Below are 17,631 nucleotides of genomic sequence, written 5' to 3'. Positions count from 1 at the left end.
AATTATAAAACAAGCTGCATCGTGTTAAAGCCGCAGCCCCAGTGAATTTCATCATCTTATGTGCTGGTCATAATTTGTGTATGCATCTGCGCATGTGGTCTGCTCATGCCGCCTGTGTGGGCTGCCAGGTGCGTTCAGGCCTTCGCCAGTCAATACCCTCAAGCAACATCGACAGTTGGGCCGCGCTTAAATGCACACTGCCATTGTGAGCCTGGGGCCAAATGAACCGGCCCCGCTCAAGCCGCTTGGCGTACAGGTTCATGCCATCGCCACTGAACCACAGCAGTTTGACCAGGTCGCCACGCCGACCACGGAAGATGAACACATGGCCGCAGAATGGATCGTGTTCAAGTGTGGTTTGCACCAGCGCGGCCAAACCGTCCATGCCACGGCGCATGTCGGTGTGACCCGCAGCCAGCCAGATGCGTGTTCCCGAGGGTGGCGCGATCATGCCGGTTCAACCGTATCAGACAAACACTGCAAGACAAGGCGCAGTTGTTCGGACTCCACTATGCCGTGCACACAAATTCGGGCGCCGTTCAGTTCAATTTCAATCAACCCTGATGGACCTTGGCTGCGAGGCCGGGGTGTTGGCACTACGGATGCGGTAGCCCTAGGCTTCTCGGTTACATTAACGGTTGAAATATCAGCAGGGGTATTCGAATGCACCACGCTGACCGGGACCAAGGTGGGCTTCATATTGTCTGCGGTGAGTAACCCTGCACGATAATCACGACGCCACCTGAACACCATGTTGGTGTTCAGCCCATGTGCAAGGGCCACGCTGGCCACTGACACGCCAGGCTCGCTGGCTGCCATGGCCACCTCGGTTTTAAATGCCAGCGGATAATTGGGTCTGCCCTTGCGAAATGCCCGTTGAGCTTGAATAGGTACTGTAGACAATTTGATCCCCACTAATTTTTAGTGGGGACTACTTTCTACAAATTTAACGCAGCCGGAAAGGAGGTACTGGCATGACGCTTACCTTTGTCCCTGCGTCATTTTTAGAATTTGCTCAAACTTGATCGGTAAGCCAGCGAGTTACAATGGCGTTCGAGTTTTTGCAATTGGACCCTGTCAAACACCATGCCTCATTCCCACAATCATCACGACGATCACGGCCACGAGCACGACCACGACAAGCATCATGGTCACCACCATCATCACCATGAATTGCCCAATGATTTTGGTTTGGCCTTTGCGTTGGCCGTGGGTGTCAACACGCTTTTTGTCGTTATTGAATTTGTCTACGGTTTTTTGGCCAACTCCACCGCGTTGATGGCCGACGCAGGACACAACCTCTCAGATGTACTGGGTTTGTTGCTGGCTTGGGCAGCGGCAGAATTGGCCAAAAAGGAGCCAAACCGACGATTCACCTATGGCTTGCGTGGCTCATCCATTCTTGCAGCCACAGCCAACGCCGCTTTGTTGCTGGTGGCTTGTGGGGCCATTGCATGGGAGGCTGTTCAACGATTCTGGGCCCCCTCCCCTGTGGCTGGAAACACGGTGATGATCGTTGCCGGTATTGGCATACTGGTCAACAGTTTCTCTGCATGGCTGTTTATGCGCGGAAGCAAACACGACCTTAATATTCGGGGGGCATACTTGCACATGGCGGCTGACGCTGCCGTCTCCCTCGGGGTGGTCATCGCCGGGTTTGTCATGACTTACACGGGCTGGCAGTGGCTAGACCCAGCCGTCAGTCTCGTGATCGTGCTGGTCATTGTGTATGGAACCTGGGACTTGTTGCGTGAATCACTCGAACTCTCGGTTCATGCAGTGCCCCAGAAGGTCAACCTGAAAAACATTGAAAACTACCTGCGCAATTTGCCGGGTGTGAGCAGCATTCACGATCTGCATGTGTGGGGCGTCAGCACCACCGAAAACGCGCTGACCGTGCATTTGGTCACACCCGATGGCTACCCGGGCGATGAGTTCATGGATGCTGTCATGCACAGTCTTGCTCACGATCACGGCATTCACCACAGCACACTGCAAATTGAACAGGGCACCACCCACCATGTTTGTACCTTGGTAAAGGCTTGATTGGCGAATTATTCGTTTACTAACCAAGTCCTAACTTCCAATGCGCATGATGCAGATCATCCAATTCACACAAGGTAGACTGCATCGTGAATATTCAAAACCCGACCACTCAAGCAGCCAAGCGTCACTGGCTGGTCAAAGTACCTGAAATCACCCTGGCCTTTTGGCTGATCAAAATCCTTTCCACAACCGTCGGTGAAACGGCTGCCGATTACCTGGCGGTCGATGTGGGCTTGGGGCTCACAGTTACGATGGGCATCATGATGACTCTGCTACTGGCTGCATTGGCAGTTCAATTCAGAAGTCGACAGTACACGCCCTGGCGGTATTGGCTGGTGGTGGTTCTGATTAGTATTGTGGGCACTCAAATTACCGATTTTTTAACCGACCATTTGGGAGTCAGCCTGTACGTCAGCACTGGCGTGTTTTCTGGCCTGTTGGTCCTGTCTTTCTGGCTGTGGCACAAATTCGAGCGCACACTGTCCATCCACGACATTGACACCCCTCGCCGTGAAATGTTTTATTGGATCACCATTTTGTGCACGTTTGCGCTGGGTACTGCGGCGGGCGACTTGGCAACTGAGGCATTCGGGCTGGGCTTCACAGTGGGGTCTGTTTTGTTTGGTGTCGCCATCGCATTGACCTGGGTGTCCTTCAAGACTGGGGGTAGCCCGGTCCTGACATTCTGGGTCGCATACGTCATCACAAGACCATTCGGCGCGTCTTTAGGCGACCTGTTGACGCAACCCAAAGACAGTGGCGGTCTTGATCTGGGTACGATGCACATCAGCGCTATATTTCTTTCGGTCATCATCGTGCTGGTGACCTATGCACAATTGAGCAGGAAGCAATCATGAATAAATTAAATCGTTACGAAAGCGCCTCCACGGCTGCACTCACAAAAGTACCTGAAGTCACTCTGATTTTCTGGTTAATGAAGATTGTCGCCACCACCCTTGGTGAAACTGGCGGAGATGCGGTCTCCATGTCTTTGAACCTGGGTTACCTTGTCAGCACTGGCCTGTTTGCCGTGGTATTTTTAGCAGCAGTGGTTGCGCAAATCAAAGCCAAGCAATTTCATCCTGCCCTTTACTGGCTTACAATTATTGCAACCACCACGGTAGGTACAACCTTGGCAGACTTTGCCGATCGTTCATTGGGCATCGGTTACCTGGGCGGCAGTACCCTGCTTTTGAGTCTGTTGGCCTTGTCACTGTTTGTTTGGCAAAAATCAATGGGTACCATCTCTGTGTCATCCATCACCACGGGCAAAGCTGAACTGTTTTACTGGGTAACCATCATGTTCTCTCAAACGCTGGGCACAGCGCTGGGCGATTGGACTGCCGACTCCGCAGGTTTGGGTTACTCAGGAGGGGCGTTGGTGTTTGGTGCACTGCTTGCACTCATCGTATTGGTTCACTACAAAACCCGCATTTCAAAAACAGTGCTGTTTTGGGCTGCGTTCATTCTGACAAGGCCCTTGGGTGCTGTGGTCGGCGATTTTCTGGACAAACCTATTTCGGCAGGTGGACTTGACCTCAGTCGATTCACAGCTTCAGCCGTGTTGATCAGTTTCATGCTGCTTTGCTTGTTTGCGTTTAAACACCGCGCCGCACGCACAGCTCACTGACACCCAGCAGGAGCCACATTCATCATGCGATTTTTGCTGGTAGAAGACGACCCCATGATTGGCGAGGCTGTCCTTGACTCGCTGACAAAGTCGGCCTGCGTGGTTGACTGGGTAAAAGATGGCGGCTCGGCGCTAACCTCCCTGGCTGCGCAACATTATGACCTAGTCCTGCTGGACCTGGGTTTGCCGGGCAAAGACGGCATGACTGTCCTTCAGCAAATCAGGTCCGGCGGCAGTGACATTCCAGTGATCATTCTGACCGCTCGGGATGCCGTTGAACATAAAATTGCTGGCTTGAATCAGGGCGCTGATGATTACATTGTCAAGCCCTTTCAATTCGCTGAATTGTGGGCCCGCATCCAAGCAGTCATGCGTCGTAAATCGGGGCGGGCAAATCCCATTCTTGGCACAAGCAAAGTCAGCTTGAATCCGGTTACAAAAGAAGCTCGAAGTGAAGAAGCCGGCCCCATTGTCTTAAGCCCGCGTGAATACATGTTGCTGGAGGCCCTTCTACTACGCCCGGGCGCCATACTTTCACGATCAGACCTTGAAGACCGAATTTACGGCTGGGGTGAAGAAGTTGAAAGCAAAGCCATTGAATTTCTGATTCATTCCCTGCGCAAAAAGCTGGGGTTCGACACCATCAAAAACGTCAGAGGTATGGGATGGATGGTTTCAAAAGACGACTGAAGAAGTCCATCCGCTTTCGTCTGTCGGTTTTTCTTAGCGTTGCAATCGTTTCGATTTCGGCTCTGTTGGCCATTTTTTCGCTCAAATTTGCCTACGAAGAAGCCCACGAGTTGCAGGATGACACCCTGCACGAAATAACCCTGCATTTCAGCCCCACCCACCTGCCTTTCGTAGAGCGTGCCAAGCAACGTACAAACGATCCCGAAGACCCGGAAACAAAAGTAATTGTCCAATACCGCAACAACAGTGGTGAGGTGTTCAAGTCTGCGGCAGACAGCAATCTTTTTCTCGTCCACTTGACAGACGGTTTTCAGACCGTCCGCGTGAACAACACCCAATACCGCGTTTTCGCAAGAACCCTGAAAGACGGCACACAAATTGCCGTGGCACAAGACACCAGCGTCCGCGATGAAATCGCAGGGGACTCGGCTTTGCGCACCCTGATGCCAGCGGTGCTGCTCATCCCGGTACTGCTTTATTTGGTGGCGGACATCATAGGCAAACTCTTTGTTCCGCTTCAGCGACTTGCCGATGAACTCGACCAGAGATCCCCCGGAGACATGGACCCAATGGACGACGATTTGCTGCCCGATGAAATTCATCCATTCGGCACCGCGATCAACCGTCAGTTTGCTCGCATCAAAAAAGGCATGGAAACACAGCGTCAATTCATCGCCGATGCAGCCCACGAACTGCGCTCCCCACTGACGGCGCTCTCCCTTCAAATGGAACTGGTCGACGCCACCGAACTCAAGCCTGAATCTGCTCAGCGCTTCAAAAAAATGCAGGAAGGGCTTGAACGAACACGCAAACTGCTTGAGCAACTGCTTGAATTGGCCAGGACAGAATCAAACAGCGAAGAAAAGCGACCACAAACACCTTTGAAGCAGACACTACGCCGTGTACTTGAGGAATGCATGTACACAGCCACGCTTAAGCGCATCGATCTGGGTGCTGAAGGCAATCTTGACATCGAGCTCCCACTGTCTGAACTGCAGCTTTTTACGCTGCTGCGCAACCTGATTGACAACGCAGTCCGTTACACGCCGGTGGGTGGCAAGGTCACGATTCAAAGCTGCATGACCGACACGGGGCCGATGCTTGAAGTCATAGACAATGGCCCTGGTATTGCACAGACCGAACAACAGCGCGTGTTCGACTCCTTCTACCGCATTCTTGGTTCTGGCGAGACGGGCTCCGGCCTTGGCTTGGCCATCGTAAAAAAGATCATGGAAAACTCAAATGGAACCATTGAATTAATAAGCCCCAACAGCGATCAAAAGAACGGATTAACGGTCAAACTGACGTTCACAAACACCCAGGGTACAGCATGACAGCCCAGCCCAAGCCATGAAATCAAAGGAAATTATTCACAAATCAATACAAATCATGGGCAGCCTGGCGATCGCACTGGCCACGGGTTGCGCCAGCGAAAAAACCGTGCCATTGCAGCCACAGACCATGGCAGAGTCCTTCGAACAACGAAGCCTGAACGATCCCGGTCTGCTCGACTACCTGCGCTACACCGCCGGGGTTCCACAAGGTGGCTGGACTCTTGATCAGTTGACCAGAGTGGGTTTTTATTTCAGCCCAAGCCTGGATGCAGCGAGGGCACGTTTAAAAAAGGCGGAATCAGAAACCCGCTCCGCTGAATTGCAGCCAAACCCTGCACTTTCCGTGCCGCTGCAATACGCCTCTGCGGCCATGAAACCGTGGACATACGGGCTGACATTCGACATACCGATTGATTTGGGTGGCAAACGCGTTGCAATTGCGAATCGCGCTCGCGCCTTGGGTGATGTTGCCCGGCTGGAACTTGGGCAACAAGCCTGGCAACTGCGCAGTACCCTGCGGAAAAATTTGCTTGATCTGGCCCGAACTGTACGGCAAAGCACCCTGCTCGACCGACAAATCAGCCTTGAATCAGACCTTGTTGCCATGATGCAGAAACGCCTGACTGTCGGTGCAGTCTCTGCCAACGAACTTGCGATTGAACAAGGCAGCCTGATCAAGGCTCAACTGCTGCGTTCACAACTTTCAGAAAAGCACTTGAATGCACTGACAGCACTGGCCGATGCGCTGGGACTACCACTGGGGGCGCTACAAAACCAACAATTCGATTTTGGCCTCTTCGAGGGCCAAATTCCCGCTTTGCCCTCACGCATCATGCAACACCTTGCGCTTGAAAACAGGGCGGACATGCAAATTGCACTGGCCAGATACAGGGTTCAACAAGCCACCCTGCAATTGGCTGTGGCACGACAATACCCCGATCTGTCACTGGGCGTGGGTTATTTGTTTGACCAGGGAGAAAACAAATACAGCTTTACCCCCTCTTTCAGCAATTTGCCTGTGTTTCATGGCAACTCGGGCGAAATTGACCAAGCCCGCGCAGGTCTGGCAGAAGCGTTAGCCTCAGCCGAAATTGTTCAGCAACACGCACTGAACGCCTGTTCACACGCGATACAGTCTGTCCACTTGGCTCGGGAAAACCTTGACAAATCCGAGCAGATACTAAGCCTGCAGCAACGTCAGGCTGCAGCTGCAAACCGTGCATTCCAGGTCGGTTCCCAAAGCAGGCTTGAAGTTGTGCTGGCCAAGCGCAGCGCCAATCGGGCGGAGATTCAACAACTCTCTAACTGGTACACCTTTCAAGCTGCAATCGGCCAGCTTGAAAACACCCTTCAAAGACCACTGTACGACCAAGAAGGCCAACAACCCGAACCTCATTCGCCACGCCAACCATGAAACTCAAAAAAGCCAAACTGTCAGCTCTGGTGGTTTTACTCGCGGCAATACCAATTTCAACCACGGTGTATGAAACCCTGCACGGCGAAAAGAGGAGCGAGAATGTTTCCCGACACAATACAACCCCTCATGGTGACGTAAGCACGTCCAACGGCTTTGCAGTTGTTTACGTTAGCCCGAATGGTCAGACGCTTGGAGGAATCACCACTCAAGCGCTCACTGAGGCCTCTTGGGCAGAGGCGGCAAACGCCCAGGCAAATATACTGAACCTGGACGGCTACTTCTCGCTGGCGGCCCGTCTTCAAGGTGCCCTCGCCGAGACCAGGGCCGCCCAGCTTGAAGTCCGTCTTGCCGAGAAAACCCTGAAACGGAACCAGACGCTGTATTCGGATGGACAAAACATATCGGCCCAAACCCTGCAGGACACGCAGGCAAACGTGGCAAATCTCCGTGCAAAACTCATTTCTGCACAGGCCAGCAGCGACGCACTGCTTTCACAAATACAGCAGCAATTCGGCCCAAGCCTGAAGCATTTCGCTGAAACCGCATCCGGGGAATTCAAACGCCTGCAGATCGGGCAAAGCTGTATTGTCAGGATTGCCCTGCCACCGGACAGTACATTCACACCCACCCACAAAGACCATCTTGAATTGCCGTCGATGCCAGACATCAACGCCGCCTACCTGTCCGCAGCACCAGTGATCGACCCTTTCATGGAAGGCCCGGCATTTCTTTATCTTGTGAATGCCACCCTGCCCGCTGGCACCCGAATGCCTGCCAGACTCGTCAAGACAGAGGCTCACAATCTGAAGGGTGTACGCATTCCGTCACAGGCGCTGGTGTGGTTTGGCGGCCAACCCTGGGTCTATATCAAGCTTGACAACACCCATTTTGAAAGGCGCCCCCTTGCGTCCGACAAAAGCCTCAAAGACGGCTATTTTGCCAACCAATCATTCAAAGCCGGCGAAATTGTGGTAATGCGCGGATCACAGCTGCTGCTTTCGGACGAACTGCGCCCCCCTCCCAACTCTGTGGCGGTGTGCAAAGACCCGGAATGCGATGACTGACCCCACACTGACAGGTTACACCACATGTTGAATGCCCTGATTCGCATTTCGATCCGGTTTAGAGGTGTTGTAATTGCCCTGGCATGCGTGTTGTCTGTATATGGCATCCAGACTCTATTACACGCTCCCCAGGATGTTTTCCCGGAATTTGCACCACCCATGGCTGTAATTCACACAGAGGCACCGGGAATGACCTCAGGACAGGTTGAGACCCTTGTCACGCAACCCATTGAAGACGCCCTTGCAGGCACGCTCGGACTACAGGCCATGCGCTCCAAATCCATGCAGGGCCTTTCGGTAGTCACACTGACATTCAAAGATCACGCCGACCTTTTCAAACTCAGGCAACTGACTGCAGAACGCCTGAATACCCTGAAAGGAACTCTGCCTGAAGCCGTAAAAAATCCGACGCTGCTTCCCCCCACGTCATCAACCAATGTCACCTTGATTGCCGGGCTGACATCCTCATCGCGTTCATTGACAGAACTCACCACTCTGGCACAGTGGACGGTCAAACCACAACTCATGCGCATTCCAGGCGTTGCGGATGCCATCGTTTTTGGCGGGGCCGTTCCGCAATTCCAGATTCAGGCTGAACCCACAAAACTGGACACCCTCGGGCTCACACTTCATGACCTGGTCGTTGCGGCAAAGCGTGCAACAGGAGTGCTCGGGACCGGATACGTGGAGACTGCCAACCAGCGAATCACCATCAACACCCGTGGTCAGACACTGAGTGCCCATGAACTTGCCAGCGCCCCAGTTCGCGTCACGAACGGCAAGGTGCTTCGCATTGGCGATGTTGCCAAAGTCACCGAAGCACCGGCACCCGCCGTGGGTGCAACGGCCATCAATGGCAAACCTGCGGTCACACTGGTGATTGAAAGCCAATACGGTGCCGACCTGAAATCCACGTCAGACAAAGTGATGCAGACGCTCAATGCACTGGCGCCTGTACTACGTGAAGAAAAGGTCACCCTGCATCCCGATATATTCAGACCGGCAGCGTTCATCGACACCGCAATTGGACACCTTCGAACAGCCCTGGTTCTGGGGGGCATACTGGTCATCACTGTGCTCTTCCTGTTTTTGTACAATGCACGAACAGCCCTGATCTCCACGCTCGCCATTCCACTTTCCCTGTTGACAGCCATCATCGTTCTGGACAAACTCGGCATCAGCCTGAACACCATGACTTTAGGTGGATTGGCGATCGCGTTGGGCGAAGTGGTTGATGATGCAGTCGTTGACGTTGAAAACATATTCCGTCGGCTTCGGCAAAATCGCCTTCTGTCCGAACCTCTGCCAGTCAGCAGGGTGGTTCTGAATGCCTCTGTAGAAGTACGCAGTGCTGTCGTCTATGCAACACTGATTGTTGCGCTCGTTTTCTTGCCAGTACTCACACTGACAGGCGTTGCGGGTAAGCTGTTTGCGCCATTGGCACTGTCCTATGTTCTGGCCATTTTTGCATCCCTGTTTGTTGCTCTCACGCTTACACCGGCCCTGTGTTGCCTGTTGCTCACAAACGATCGGGATTCAAGCCATGAAACGCGCTTCGTCACATGGCTTAAAAACCGATACGGCAAACTATTGGCCCACGTTGAAAACCACAACAAGGCAGTATTCCTGACGGTGATCCTTGTCTGTTCTGCGGCGTTACTTGCGCTTCCACTCATGAAGGCGAGCCTGATACCAGAACTGAAGGAAGGACATTATGTGGTGCACATGGCGCTTGCCCCTGGTTCATCGCTGGCAGAGTCCATGCGAGTCGGCACAAATCTTACCCGTGAATTGTTGAAAATACCCGGTGTCAGGCTGGTTGCCCAACGTGCAGGACGTGCCGATCAGGTCGTTGACCCAACTGGCGTAAACGTCAGTGAAATCGAGGTCGATCTGAATCCGTTATCCCCGGCGGAGCACCGGCGCGCGCTTGTTGGCATTGAACAGACACTTGCAAAGTTCCCCGGTATCATCGCCTCTGCAAACACGTTTCTGACCGAGCGCATCGATGAAAGTATCTCCGGTGTGACTGCACCCGTGGCAATCAACATCTACGGACCCGATCTCGATGTCATCGACCACAAAGCCTCCGAAGTAGCCCAGGTGCTGCAAAACATTCCCGGCATCGTCGGTCTACGCCTTGGTGCAATTCAATACCAGCCGGAGCTCAATGTTCGCCTGAAGCACCAGGCCCTATCGAGGTGGGGGCTCTCAACAACCGACGTCCTTGAGACCCTTCACACCGCCTACGAAGGCACGCGTGCTGCCCAGGTGTATCTGGGCAACCAGCCTCGCGATGTCACTGTCTCGCTGGCACCGGGTGAGCGCAACAGTGTTGAACGGGTCGGGAAGTTGACGCTGCGCACCCCGACAGGAGCCTTGGTCGAATTGAAATCTCTAGCAGACATCAGTCTGGACAACGGCCGCAGCCAAATTCAACATCTCAATGGCCAACGGGTTCAAACCGTGTCATGCGGCGTACGCGGGCGCTCAATCAGCAGTTTTGTCTCACAGGCACAGGCTGAAATTGCACGCCAGATCAACATGCCCCCAGGCACTTACATACTGTTCTCCGGTGAAGAACAGGCCCGCCGTCAATCCCAGCAAAATCTACTGATGGGCTCGGGTGTTGCACTCATTGGAGTGGTGCTCTTGCTGTATCTGGCCTTAAGGCGAATAAGGCACGTTTTACTTGTGATGGCTAACCTGCCGTTTGCACTGGTTGGTGGTGTGCTCGCCCTACTAGCCACAGGGGGCAATCTTTCACTTGGCTCCTTGGTGGGTTTTGTCACACTGTTTGGTATCACGCTTCGCAATTCCATTATGCTGATCACCCATTTCGATCATTTAATCAGGGTGGATGGCATGCACTGGAATGCCAAAACCGTCTGGCATGGAGCCACGGAAAGACTGATACCCATACTCATGACTGCGGCAGTCACAGGTTTGGGACTTCTGCCCCTGGCTTTGGCCAGTGATGCAGCGGGCAACGAAATAGAAGGCCCGATGGCTATAGTGATTTTGGGTGGGCTGATCACATCGACACTTTTGAACCTGCTCGTGCTACCAGCCATTGCTCTGCGTTATGGGCAATTTAAATCTAATTTCGATGAACCGGTTTAAACACCTTTACTTTAAAAAAATATGGAACTCATTCATTTCTTCATCGACTTCGTCCTTCATCTGGACGTTCATCTCAGCGCGCTTATTCAAAGTTATGGGCAGTGGGTCTATCTCATCCTGTTTTTGATCATTTTCGGTGAAACAGGGTTCATCGTTTTACCCTTTTTGCCCGGCGATTCTTTGCTGTTCGTGGCAGGTGCGCTTGCGGCCACATCACCCGAACTGAACACCCACACACTGGTGTTGCTGCTGGCGTTTGCAGCAGTGTTTGGAGACAACATCAACTACCTGACCGCGCGGGTTTTCGGCCTGAAGCTGTTTGCCAATCCAGACTCCAAAATATTCCGGCGAGATCACCTGACAGCCACTGAAGAGTTCTATGCTCGTCATGGCGGCAAAACGGTTGTTCTTGCGCGTTTCGTGCCCATTATTCGCACCTTCGCACCCTTCGTGGCGGGGCTTGGGCGCATGCACTACCCCAGGTTCTTAACCTTCAGCGTGATCGGCGCGTTCACCTGGGTGGGCAGCCTGGTTTATCTTGGTCACGCGTTTGGCAACATTCCATTCATCAAGCAGAACCTGTCTGCCATGGTCATGGTCATTGTTGCCATTAGTCTCGTGCCCACCTTTGTCGGAATCTGGAAGCAAAGGCAGGCACGCAAAACAAGAAGTAGTCAATAGTCGGCAAAATTCAATGGGCACTCACTGCAGATGCAGGGGTGCTCCCTTTGTCGTGCAAGGCAAACCTGTCCATCAGGGTTCGACTTGCTTCATTCAGGCCATCCACAAGCACCTCGACGCCTTCCCGTCGAAACTTCAGTACAACCTGATCCAGCGCACTCACGGCGGTAATGTCCCAGAAATGGGCCTGATGAAGATTAATGCGCACCGAATGAAGCGACTCGCGTGTGTTAAACGACTGCACGAATTGTTCGGCTGACGCGAAAAAAACCTGCCCATTGACCGAATAACTGCGGCACCCCGTGTCAGTGTTAAACGCTGAAGTCACCTTTAAAATGCGACCCACCTTGTTGGCAAAGAAGAAACCCGACAATAAAACACCCGTCAAAACGCCCAAAGCCAGGTTGTGGGTACCCACAGTCATCGCGACTGTGGCCAGCATGACTGCGCTTGAGCTTTTTGGATGCGCTTGTAAGCCACGCATTGAACTCCAGTTGAAAGTGCCAATCGACACCATGATCATCACAGCCACCAAGGCCGCCATCGGGATCATCGCAACATACTTGCCGAGAAAAACCACGAGTACCAGCAACATCACCCCTGCCACCAGCGTAGACAAACGCCCTCTTCCGCCAGACTTCATGTTGACCATGGACTGACCAATCATGGCGCAACCTGCCATGCCACCGATCAAACCGGTGACCACATTGGACAAGCCCTGCCCTACACATTCTCGATTTTTATTGCTGGGTGTATCTGTGAAATCATCCACAATTTGCGCGGTCATCAGGGACTCAAGAAGGCCCACAACCATCAGCGTTAATGAATAGGGAAAAATGATCAGCAGGGTTTGGAGATTAAACGGAACGTTGGGTAACGCGAATGCTGGCAACGCGCTGGGCAAGCGGCCCATGTCACCCACTGTGTGTATGTCAAAACCAAAGCCCACGCTGACAGCCGTCAACACCACGATTGCAACCAGGGGCGATGGCACAGCCTTGGTCACCAAGGGCAACAAATAGATGATGGCCAAGCCACCAGCAACCATTGGGTACACCAACCAAGACACGTGGATAAGCTCAGGCAATTGGGCCATGAAAATCAAAATGGCGAGGGCGTTCACAAAACCGGTGATGACTGAGCGAGACACGAATCGCATCATCCGCCCTAGCTTCAAATAACCAGCCAGCACTTGCAATACACCTGTAAGTACCGTTGCAGCGAACAGGTATTCAAGTCCATGCTGTTTGACCAACGTCACCATCACCAGCGCCATTGCCCCCGTGGCTGCAGAAATCATGCCGGGGCGCCCACCGGCAAACGCACTCACGGTGGCCACAGAAAACGCGGCGTACAGCCCGACCTGAGGGTCGACCCCAGCAATAATCGAAAAGGCAATGGCTTCAGGAATCAGCGCCAAAGCAACCACTAAACCAGACAACACATCGTTGCGGACATTGGAAAACCAGTCCGACTTCAAGTCTTTCATCATTTTTTACAAAGAAATGGGGGTTAACGCATTATTCAGCGAGAACCCGGGTAACAGAACAGGAGAAATTGGCAGCAAACAAAGGTGCTGTTTTGAAAAGTAAATCTACACAGGTAACAAGCATTGCGATCGAACGGGAAGGCCGAACCATAGCAATGCAAGCCACTTGCGTCAAGCAATACGAACCTAAATTTCGACTTGACTGCCCAACTCAATCACCCGGTTGGAGGGCACTTGGTAATAATCGGCAGCGTCTCGAGCGTTTCGGGCCATCACCGAATACAACACCTCACGCCATGGCGCCATCTCGCTGTCAAACTTGGGAATGATGTTCTGGCGTGAAATGAAATACGAGGTTTCCATGGGTGAAATTTCCATGCCAAAACGCTCGCACTCGTCTAGCGCAGCTGGAATGTCCGCATTTTCCTTGAAGCCGTAATACACATTCAGGATAAAGCAGTTTTCACCGAGCGACTCAATGCGGATACGGTCCGCATCGTCCACGGCGGGCTCGTCCAAAATGTACAAAGTCAAAAAGATGATTCGCTCATGAATCACTTTGTTGTGAATCATGTTTTGCAGCATGGCGTGTGGAACGCCCTCACCGATGGGCCTGAAAAACACCGCCGTGCCAGGCACTCGTGTTGGTGGTTGAATAAACAGGGAACCCAGAAAATCTTTCAGAGGCATGAAATCCCGATTGAGTCTCTCTTTGACCAGTTCTCGACCATCACGCCAGGTCAGCATGATGACAAACATGATGACGCCCAACAGCACAGGGAACCAGCCGCCCTCCTCCAGCTTGAGGGTATTGGCAGCGAACAGGACCGAGTCGAACACTGTGAACAGGCCTGTCACAGCCAAGCACAAAGCAAGATTCATCTTCCACTTGTAGCGGATCACAAAGAAAGTCAGGATTGTGGTCATCAACATGGTCAGAGTGACCGCGATGCCATAAGCCGTTGCCAGATTGGAGGATTCACCAAACAGAACAACAGCCCCAACAACAGCCGCATACTGCAACCAGTTGATCAGGGGAATGAAAATCTGTCCTTTTTCAACCGCAGACGTGTAGACAATTTTCATGCGTGGCAAGAAACCCAGGGAAATGGCTTGCTGCACAATCGAGTAGGTGCCTGAAATGGTTGCCTGCGACGCAATGATGGTTGCAATCGTAGCCATGACCAGCAGCGGAAACACGCTCCAGGGCCCCAACTGCTGGTAAAACGGGTTGGTCACAAACTCTGGGTGGGCCAGCAACAAGCCGCCCTGCCCGAGGTAATTGAGGGAAAGGCTCGGAAAAACGACACAGAACCAGGCGCGTCGAATGGGCGATTTTCCAAAGTGACCCATGTCGGCATACAGTGCCTCAGCACCTGTAAAGGCCAACACAATCGCCCCCAACGCAACAAACGCGATTCCCCGGTTTTCAATCACAAACAGAAATGCGTAATAAGGGTTCAGGGCTTTCAGAACCACCGGGTTCTGAATGATGTTCACAATGCCAAGGCCCGCAAGCAACACAAACCAAACCAGCATGATTGGACCCACCAACCGACTGATACCCCCAGTACCTCGATGCTGTATCCAATACAGACATGTCAAAATCATGACCGTAGTCGGAATGATGAAAGGCTTGAAATGAGGTGCTGCCACTTGCAAGCCTTCAACCGCGGATAAAACCGAGATGGCGGGAGTGATTACACCGTCCCCAAAAAACAGGGCTGCACCGATCAGGCCAATCAGACAAAGCATGCTGTAAAACCGTGAATTTCTTCCAACCGCAGAAAGCGTCAAGGCCACCAAAGCCATGATGCCGCCCTCGCCGCGGTTGTCTGCTCGCAAAATCAGAGTGACATATTTCAGGGAGACGAAGAACGTCAGCCCCCAGACGATCATGGACACAACACCCAGCACATTGGCCTGAACAAGCGCCACGCCGTACTCGGGTGAGAATACCTCTTTCATGGTGTACAAGGGGCTGGTACCGATGTCCCCATAAACTACGCCGATTGCACCCAGCGTGAGGGCTGCCACGCTGCTTGATTGGGCCTTGTCAGTCAAAGTTCTTCCTTGCTTTTGTTGTACCCGCACATTTTGATCCAAAATTCGGATCAAAACTCCAACCCAGTTCAAATTTGATGATTCAGACTGCCTACAGCACATTTACCCATTTGGGGCAACCCAGGGCTAGCCCCACCCAATCTTGCGATCTCGATCAGTTCAATTGGGTACGTAATGATCTATGTGTAAACCCTTAAGTTGTATTCAGGAGAGCTTTAACATGCACAAGATTTTGTTTCTGACCTTGATCAGTTGCGCAATCTTCCCAGATTGGCCACGTGCTGCCCTGCAGCAAAGCGAAGACCTTCTTCGAAACGTCACGCATGTCATCAATGTGGTTCAACTTCCGACGGTGAGAGAAGTCAGCTGATTTCAAACAGAGGGTGAAATACCCTTTTACTGGCAGGGTTAATTGGGTGAGTCAACCACTATGATAACCATCATCAGTCGACTTCACCGGAAAAGACCATGTCAGCTCAAAAAGGCCGTGTAGCAAGAATGTCAGTAGCCGTGACCTCCCAGGAACGTCTTCTTGACCCCAAGAATCCGATTGTTACAAAAACCGACGCCAAGGGCAAAATTACCTTTGCCAATCCCGCATTCGTTGACATTTCAGGCTTTACCAAAGAGGAATTGCTGGGTCAGCCGCACAATGTGGTGCGCCATCCCGACATGCCAAGAGAAGCGTTTGAAGACCTCTGGAACACCATTCGTCAAGATCAACCATGGCGCGGTTTGGTCAAAAACCGCTGTAAAGACGGCGGCTACTACTGGGTTGACGCTTACGTCACCCCACTGACTGAAAACGGCAAAAAAATCGGTTACATGTCCGTACGCTCATGCCCCACAGAAAAACAAAAGAACGACGCACAGGCGCTCTACGACGCAATCAACCGTGGTGAAAAAAAGATGCCACGCACGCCCATCAAGGCAGGCCGCCCTTTCATGGTCGATTTGATTGTTGCCTGTGTGGTGCCTAGCCTGGTCAGTTTGGGCACCCTGCTTCCATTTGGCTGGGCAAACACAGCCTTTTCAATTGCTGGGTTGGTGTTGGCTTTTTGGGGCATGTTCTGGATCAAAGGGCAATGCAACAACTTGGTCAACAATACACAAAATACGCTGCAAGCGCTCGCCGAAGGCAACTTCAAGTTTGAAACACCCGCCTCACCAGTCCGCGAATTCAACAGCATTTTCGCAGGCTTCAGAAGTATGCAGGTCAATATGCGAGCCATCATTGCTGACGTGGTTTCCAGTTCTTCGAAAGTCCGTGACGACGCCAATCAATTGAACCAACTGGCCAACAATTTGATGGACCGGTCTCGCCAACAATCCGACGGCATCAACGGGGTGGCCGCAGCGCTTGAAGAGTTGTCCGTCTCTGTTTCAGAAATTTCTGAAGCAACCAACAAGAGTTCAGATTACGCCAACAGCGCCATGTCTGTGGTGGATATGGGTAGCACAAGCATGCAACGCTCCACCCAAGCGACACAACAAGTGTCAGAGGTGGTTCAGCAGGCGCGCTCAAATATTGAAGAATTGAACCACGCCGTGTCAAAAATCAGCAATGTCACCAAAACGATCAAGGAAATTGCGGAAAAGACCAACCTGTTGGCCCTGAACGCAGCCATCGAAGCGGCCCGCGCCGGCGAAACAGGACGTGGTTTCGCGGTTGTTGCAGATGAAGTTCGAAAACTGGCAGAAATGACAAGAGCCTCCACCTCGGAAATCGCCTGTACGGTCGAGGACGTTCAAAATGGCACCCAACAAGCGCTTCAAACCATGGAAGTGGCAGTCAAAGAGGTCAACAATGGCACGGCATTGATTCTGGAGGCCAATCAGAGCCTGGAAGACATCAAATCAGCCAGTAAGGGCGTGGCCGACTCAGCACGCGATATTTCAGCCATGCTGGAACAGCAGTCTGCTGCATCGCTTGAGGTGGCCAACAGCATGGAGCGCATGAGCGCACTGACCGAAAGCAACGTCGCCGGCATCAAGCAACTTGAGGGATCGGCTCAACAGCTTGCCTCCACCTCTTCCGAGCTGCGTACGCTGGTTAAACACTTCGAGGCCAGTCTGTAAGTGAAAACCGGGCA

At 52.6% G+C, this 17,631-nt stretch carries 15 protein-coding genes; 11 read left to right on the top strand and 4 right to left on the bottom strand.

The features are described 5' to 3' along the window. Positions 1-103 precede the first annotated feature (103 nt). Together tnpB and tnpA are read right to left on the bottom strand one after the other, a co-directional pair. Entirely contained in the window at positions 104-451 is a 348-nt protein-coding gene (gene tnpB, locus QQJ87_RS05280; RefSeq protein WP_284280386.1) for an IS66 family insertion sequence element accessory protein TnpB, read from the bottom strand. Then, entirely contained in the window at positions 448-903 is a 456-nt protein-coding gene (tnpA, locus tag QQJ87_RS05275) for an IS66-like element accessory protein TnpA (protein WP_284280384.1), read from the bottom strand. The genes tnpB and tnpA overlap by 4 nt, the downstream gene beginning before the upstream one ends. A 183-nt stretch (positions 904-1,086) precedes the next feature. On the opposite strand from tnpA, the gene QQJ87_RS05270 reads away from it, so the two are divergent. From QQJ87_RS05270 to QQJ87_RS05230, 9 genes are all read left to right on the top strand, one after another. Next, the gene (locus tag QQJ87_RS05270) at positions 1,087-2,046 is read left to right on the top strand and encodes a cation diffusion facilitator family transporter (RefSeq protein ID WP_284280382.1); all 960 of its coding nucleotides are present in this window, start codon (positions 1,087-1,089) and stop codon (positions 2,044-2,046) included. A gap of 86 nt (positions 2,047-2,132) precedes the next feature. Further along, the gene (locus tag QQJ87_RS05265; RefSeq protein ID WP_284280381.1) at positions 2,133-2,903 is read left to right on the top strand and encodes a COG4705 family protein; all 771 of its coding nucleotides are present in this window, start codon (positions 2,133-2,135) and stop codon (positions 2,901-2,903) included. After that, positions 2,900-3,676, top strand: a complete 777-nt coding sequence (locus QQJ87_RS05260; RefSeq protein WP_284280380.1) for a COG4705 family protein — start codon at positions 2,900-2,902, stop codon at positions 3,674-3,676. The genes QQJ87_RS05265 and QQJ87_RS05260 overlap by 4 nt, the downstream gene beginning before the upstream one ends. 24 nt (positions 3,677-3,700) lie before the next feature. Continuing rightward, complete coding sequence (locus tag QQJ87_RS05255; protein ID WP_284280379.1) at positions 3,701-4,366, top strand: response regulator transcription factor; 666 nt, start codon at positions 3,701-3,703, stop codon at positions 4,364-4,366. After that, positions 4,342-5,700, top strand: a complete 1,359-nt coding sequence (locus tag QQJ87_RS05250; protein ID WP_284280378.1) for an ATP-binding protein — start codon at positions 4,342-4,344, stop codon at positions 5,698-5,700. The genes QQJ87_RS05255 and QQJ87_RS05250 overlap by 25 nt, the downstream gene beginning before the upstream one ends. A 16-nt stretch (positions 5,701-5,716) precedes the next feature. Then, the gene (locus tag QQJ87_RS05245) at positions 5,717-7,114 is read left to right on the top strand and encodes a TolC family protein (protein WP_284280377.1); all 1,398 of its coding nucleotides are present in this window, start codon (positions 5,717-5,719) and stop codon (positions 7,112-7,114) included. After that, positions 7,111-8,181: a hypothetical protein gene (locus QQJ87_RS05240; RefSeq protein WP_284280376.1), complete on the top strand. Its 1,071-nt coding sequence runs from the start codon at positions 7,111-7,113 to the stop codon at positions 8,179-8,181. The genes QQJ87_RS05245 and QQJ87_RS05240 overlap by 4 nt, the downstream gene beginning before the upstream one ends. Before the next feature lie 24 nt (positions 8,182-8,205). After that, a complete protein-coding gene (locus QQJ87_RS05235) occupies positions 8,206-11,304 on the top strand; it encodes an efflux RND transporter permease subunit (RefSeq protein ID WP_284280375.1) in 3,099 nt (1,032 codons plus the stop codon). A gap of 21 nt (positions 11,305-11,325) precedes the next feature. After that, positions 11,326-11,985, top strand: a complete 660-nt coding sequence (locus QQJ87_RS05230) for a DedA family protein (RefSeq protein WP_284280374.1) — start codon at positions 11,326-11,328, stop codon at positions 11,983-11,985. Between the two features lie 10 nt (positions 11,986-11,995). On the opposite strand, the gene QQJ87_RS05225 is transcribed toward QQJ87_RS05230, so the two are convergent. Continuing rightward, on the bottom strand, positions 11,996-13,477 hold the full coding sequence (locus tag QQJ87_RS05225) for a SulP family inorganic anion transporter (RefSeq protein ID WP_284280373.1): 1,482 nt from the start codon (positions 13,475-13,477) through the stop codon (positions 11,996-11,998). A 183-nt stretch (positions 13,478-13,660) separates the two neighbouring features. Next, a complete protein-coding gene (locus QQJ87_RS05220) occupies positions 13,661-15,538 on the bottom strand; it encodes a potassium transporter Kup (protein WP_284280372.1) in 1,878 nt (625 codons plus the stop codon). A 220-nt stretch (positions 15,539-15,758) separates the two neighbouring features. Here QQJ87_RS05220 and QQJ87_RS05215 point away from each other — a divergent pair, with 220 nt between their 5' ends. Next, positions 15,759-15,908: a hypothetical protein gene (locus QQJ87_RS05215; protein ID WP_284280371.1), complete on the top strand. Its 150-nt coding sequence runs from the start codon at positions 15,759-15,761 to the stop codon at positions 15,906-15,908. A gap of 98 nt (positions 15,909-16,006) precedes the next feature. Further along, entirely contained in the window at positions 16,007-17,617 is a 1,611-nt protein-coding gene (locus QQJ87_RS05210; protein ID WP_284280369.1) for a methyl-accepting chemotaxis protein, read from the top strand. Positions 17,618-17,631 lie beyond the last annotated feature (14 nt).

Source organism: Limnobacter litoralis (assembly GCF_030160455.1).
GTDB lineage: Bacteria > Pseudomonadota > Gammaproteobacteria > Burkholderiales > Burkholderiaceae_B > Limnobacter > Limnobacter litoralis.
This window is presented reverse-complemented; position numbering and strand designations above follow the sequence as displayed.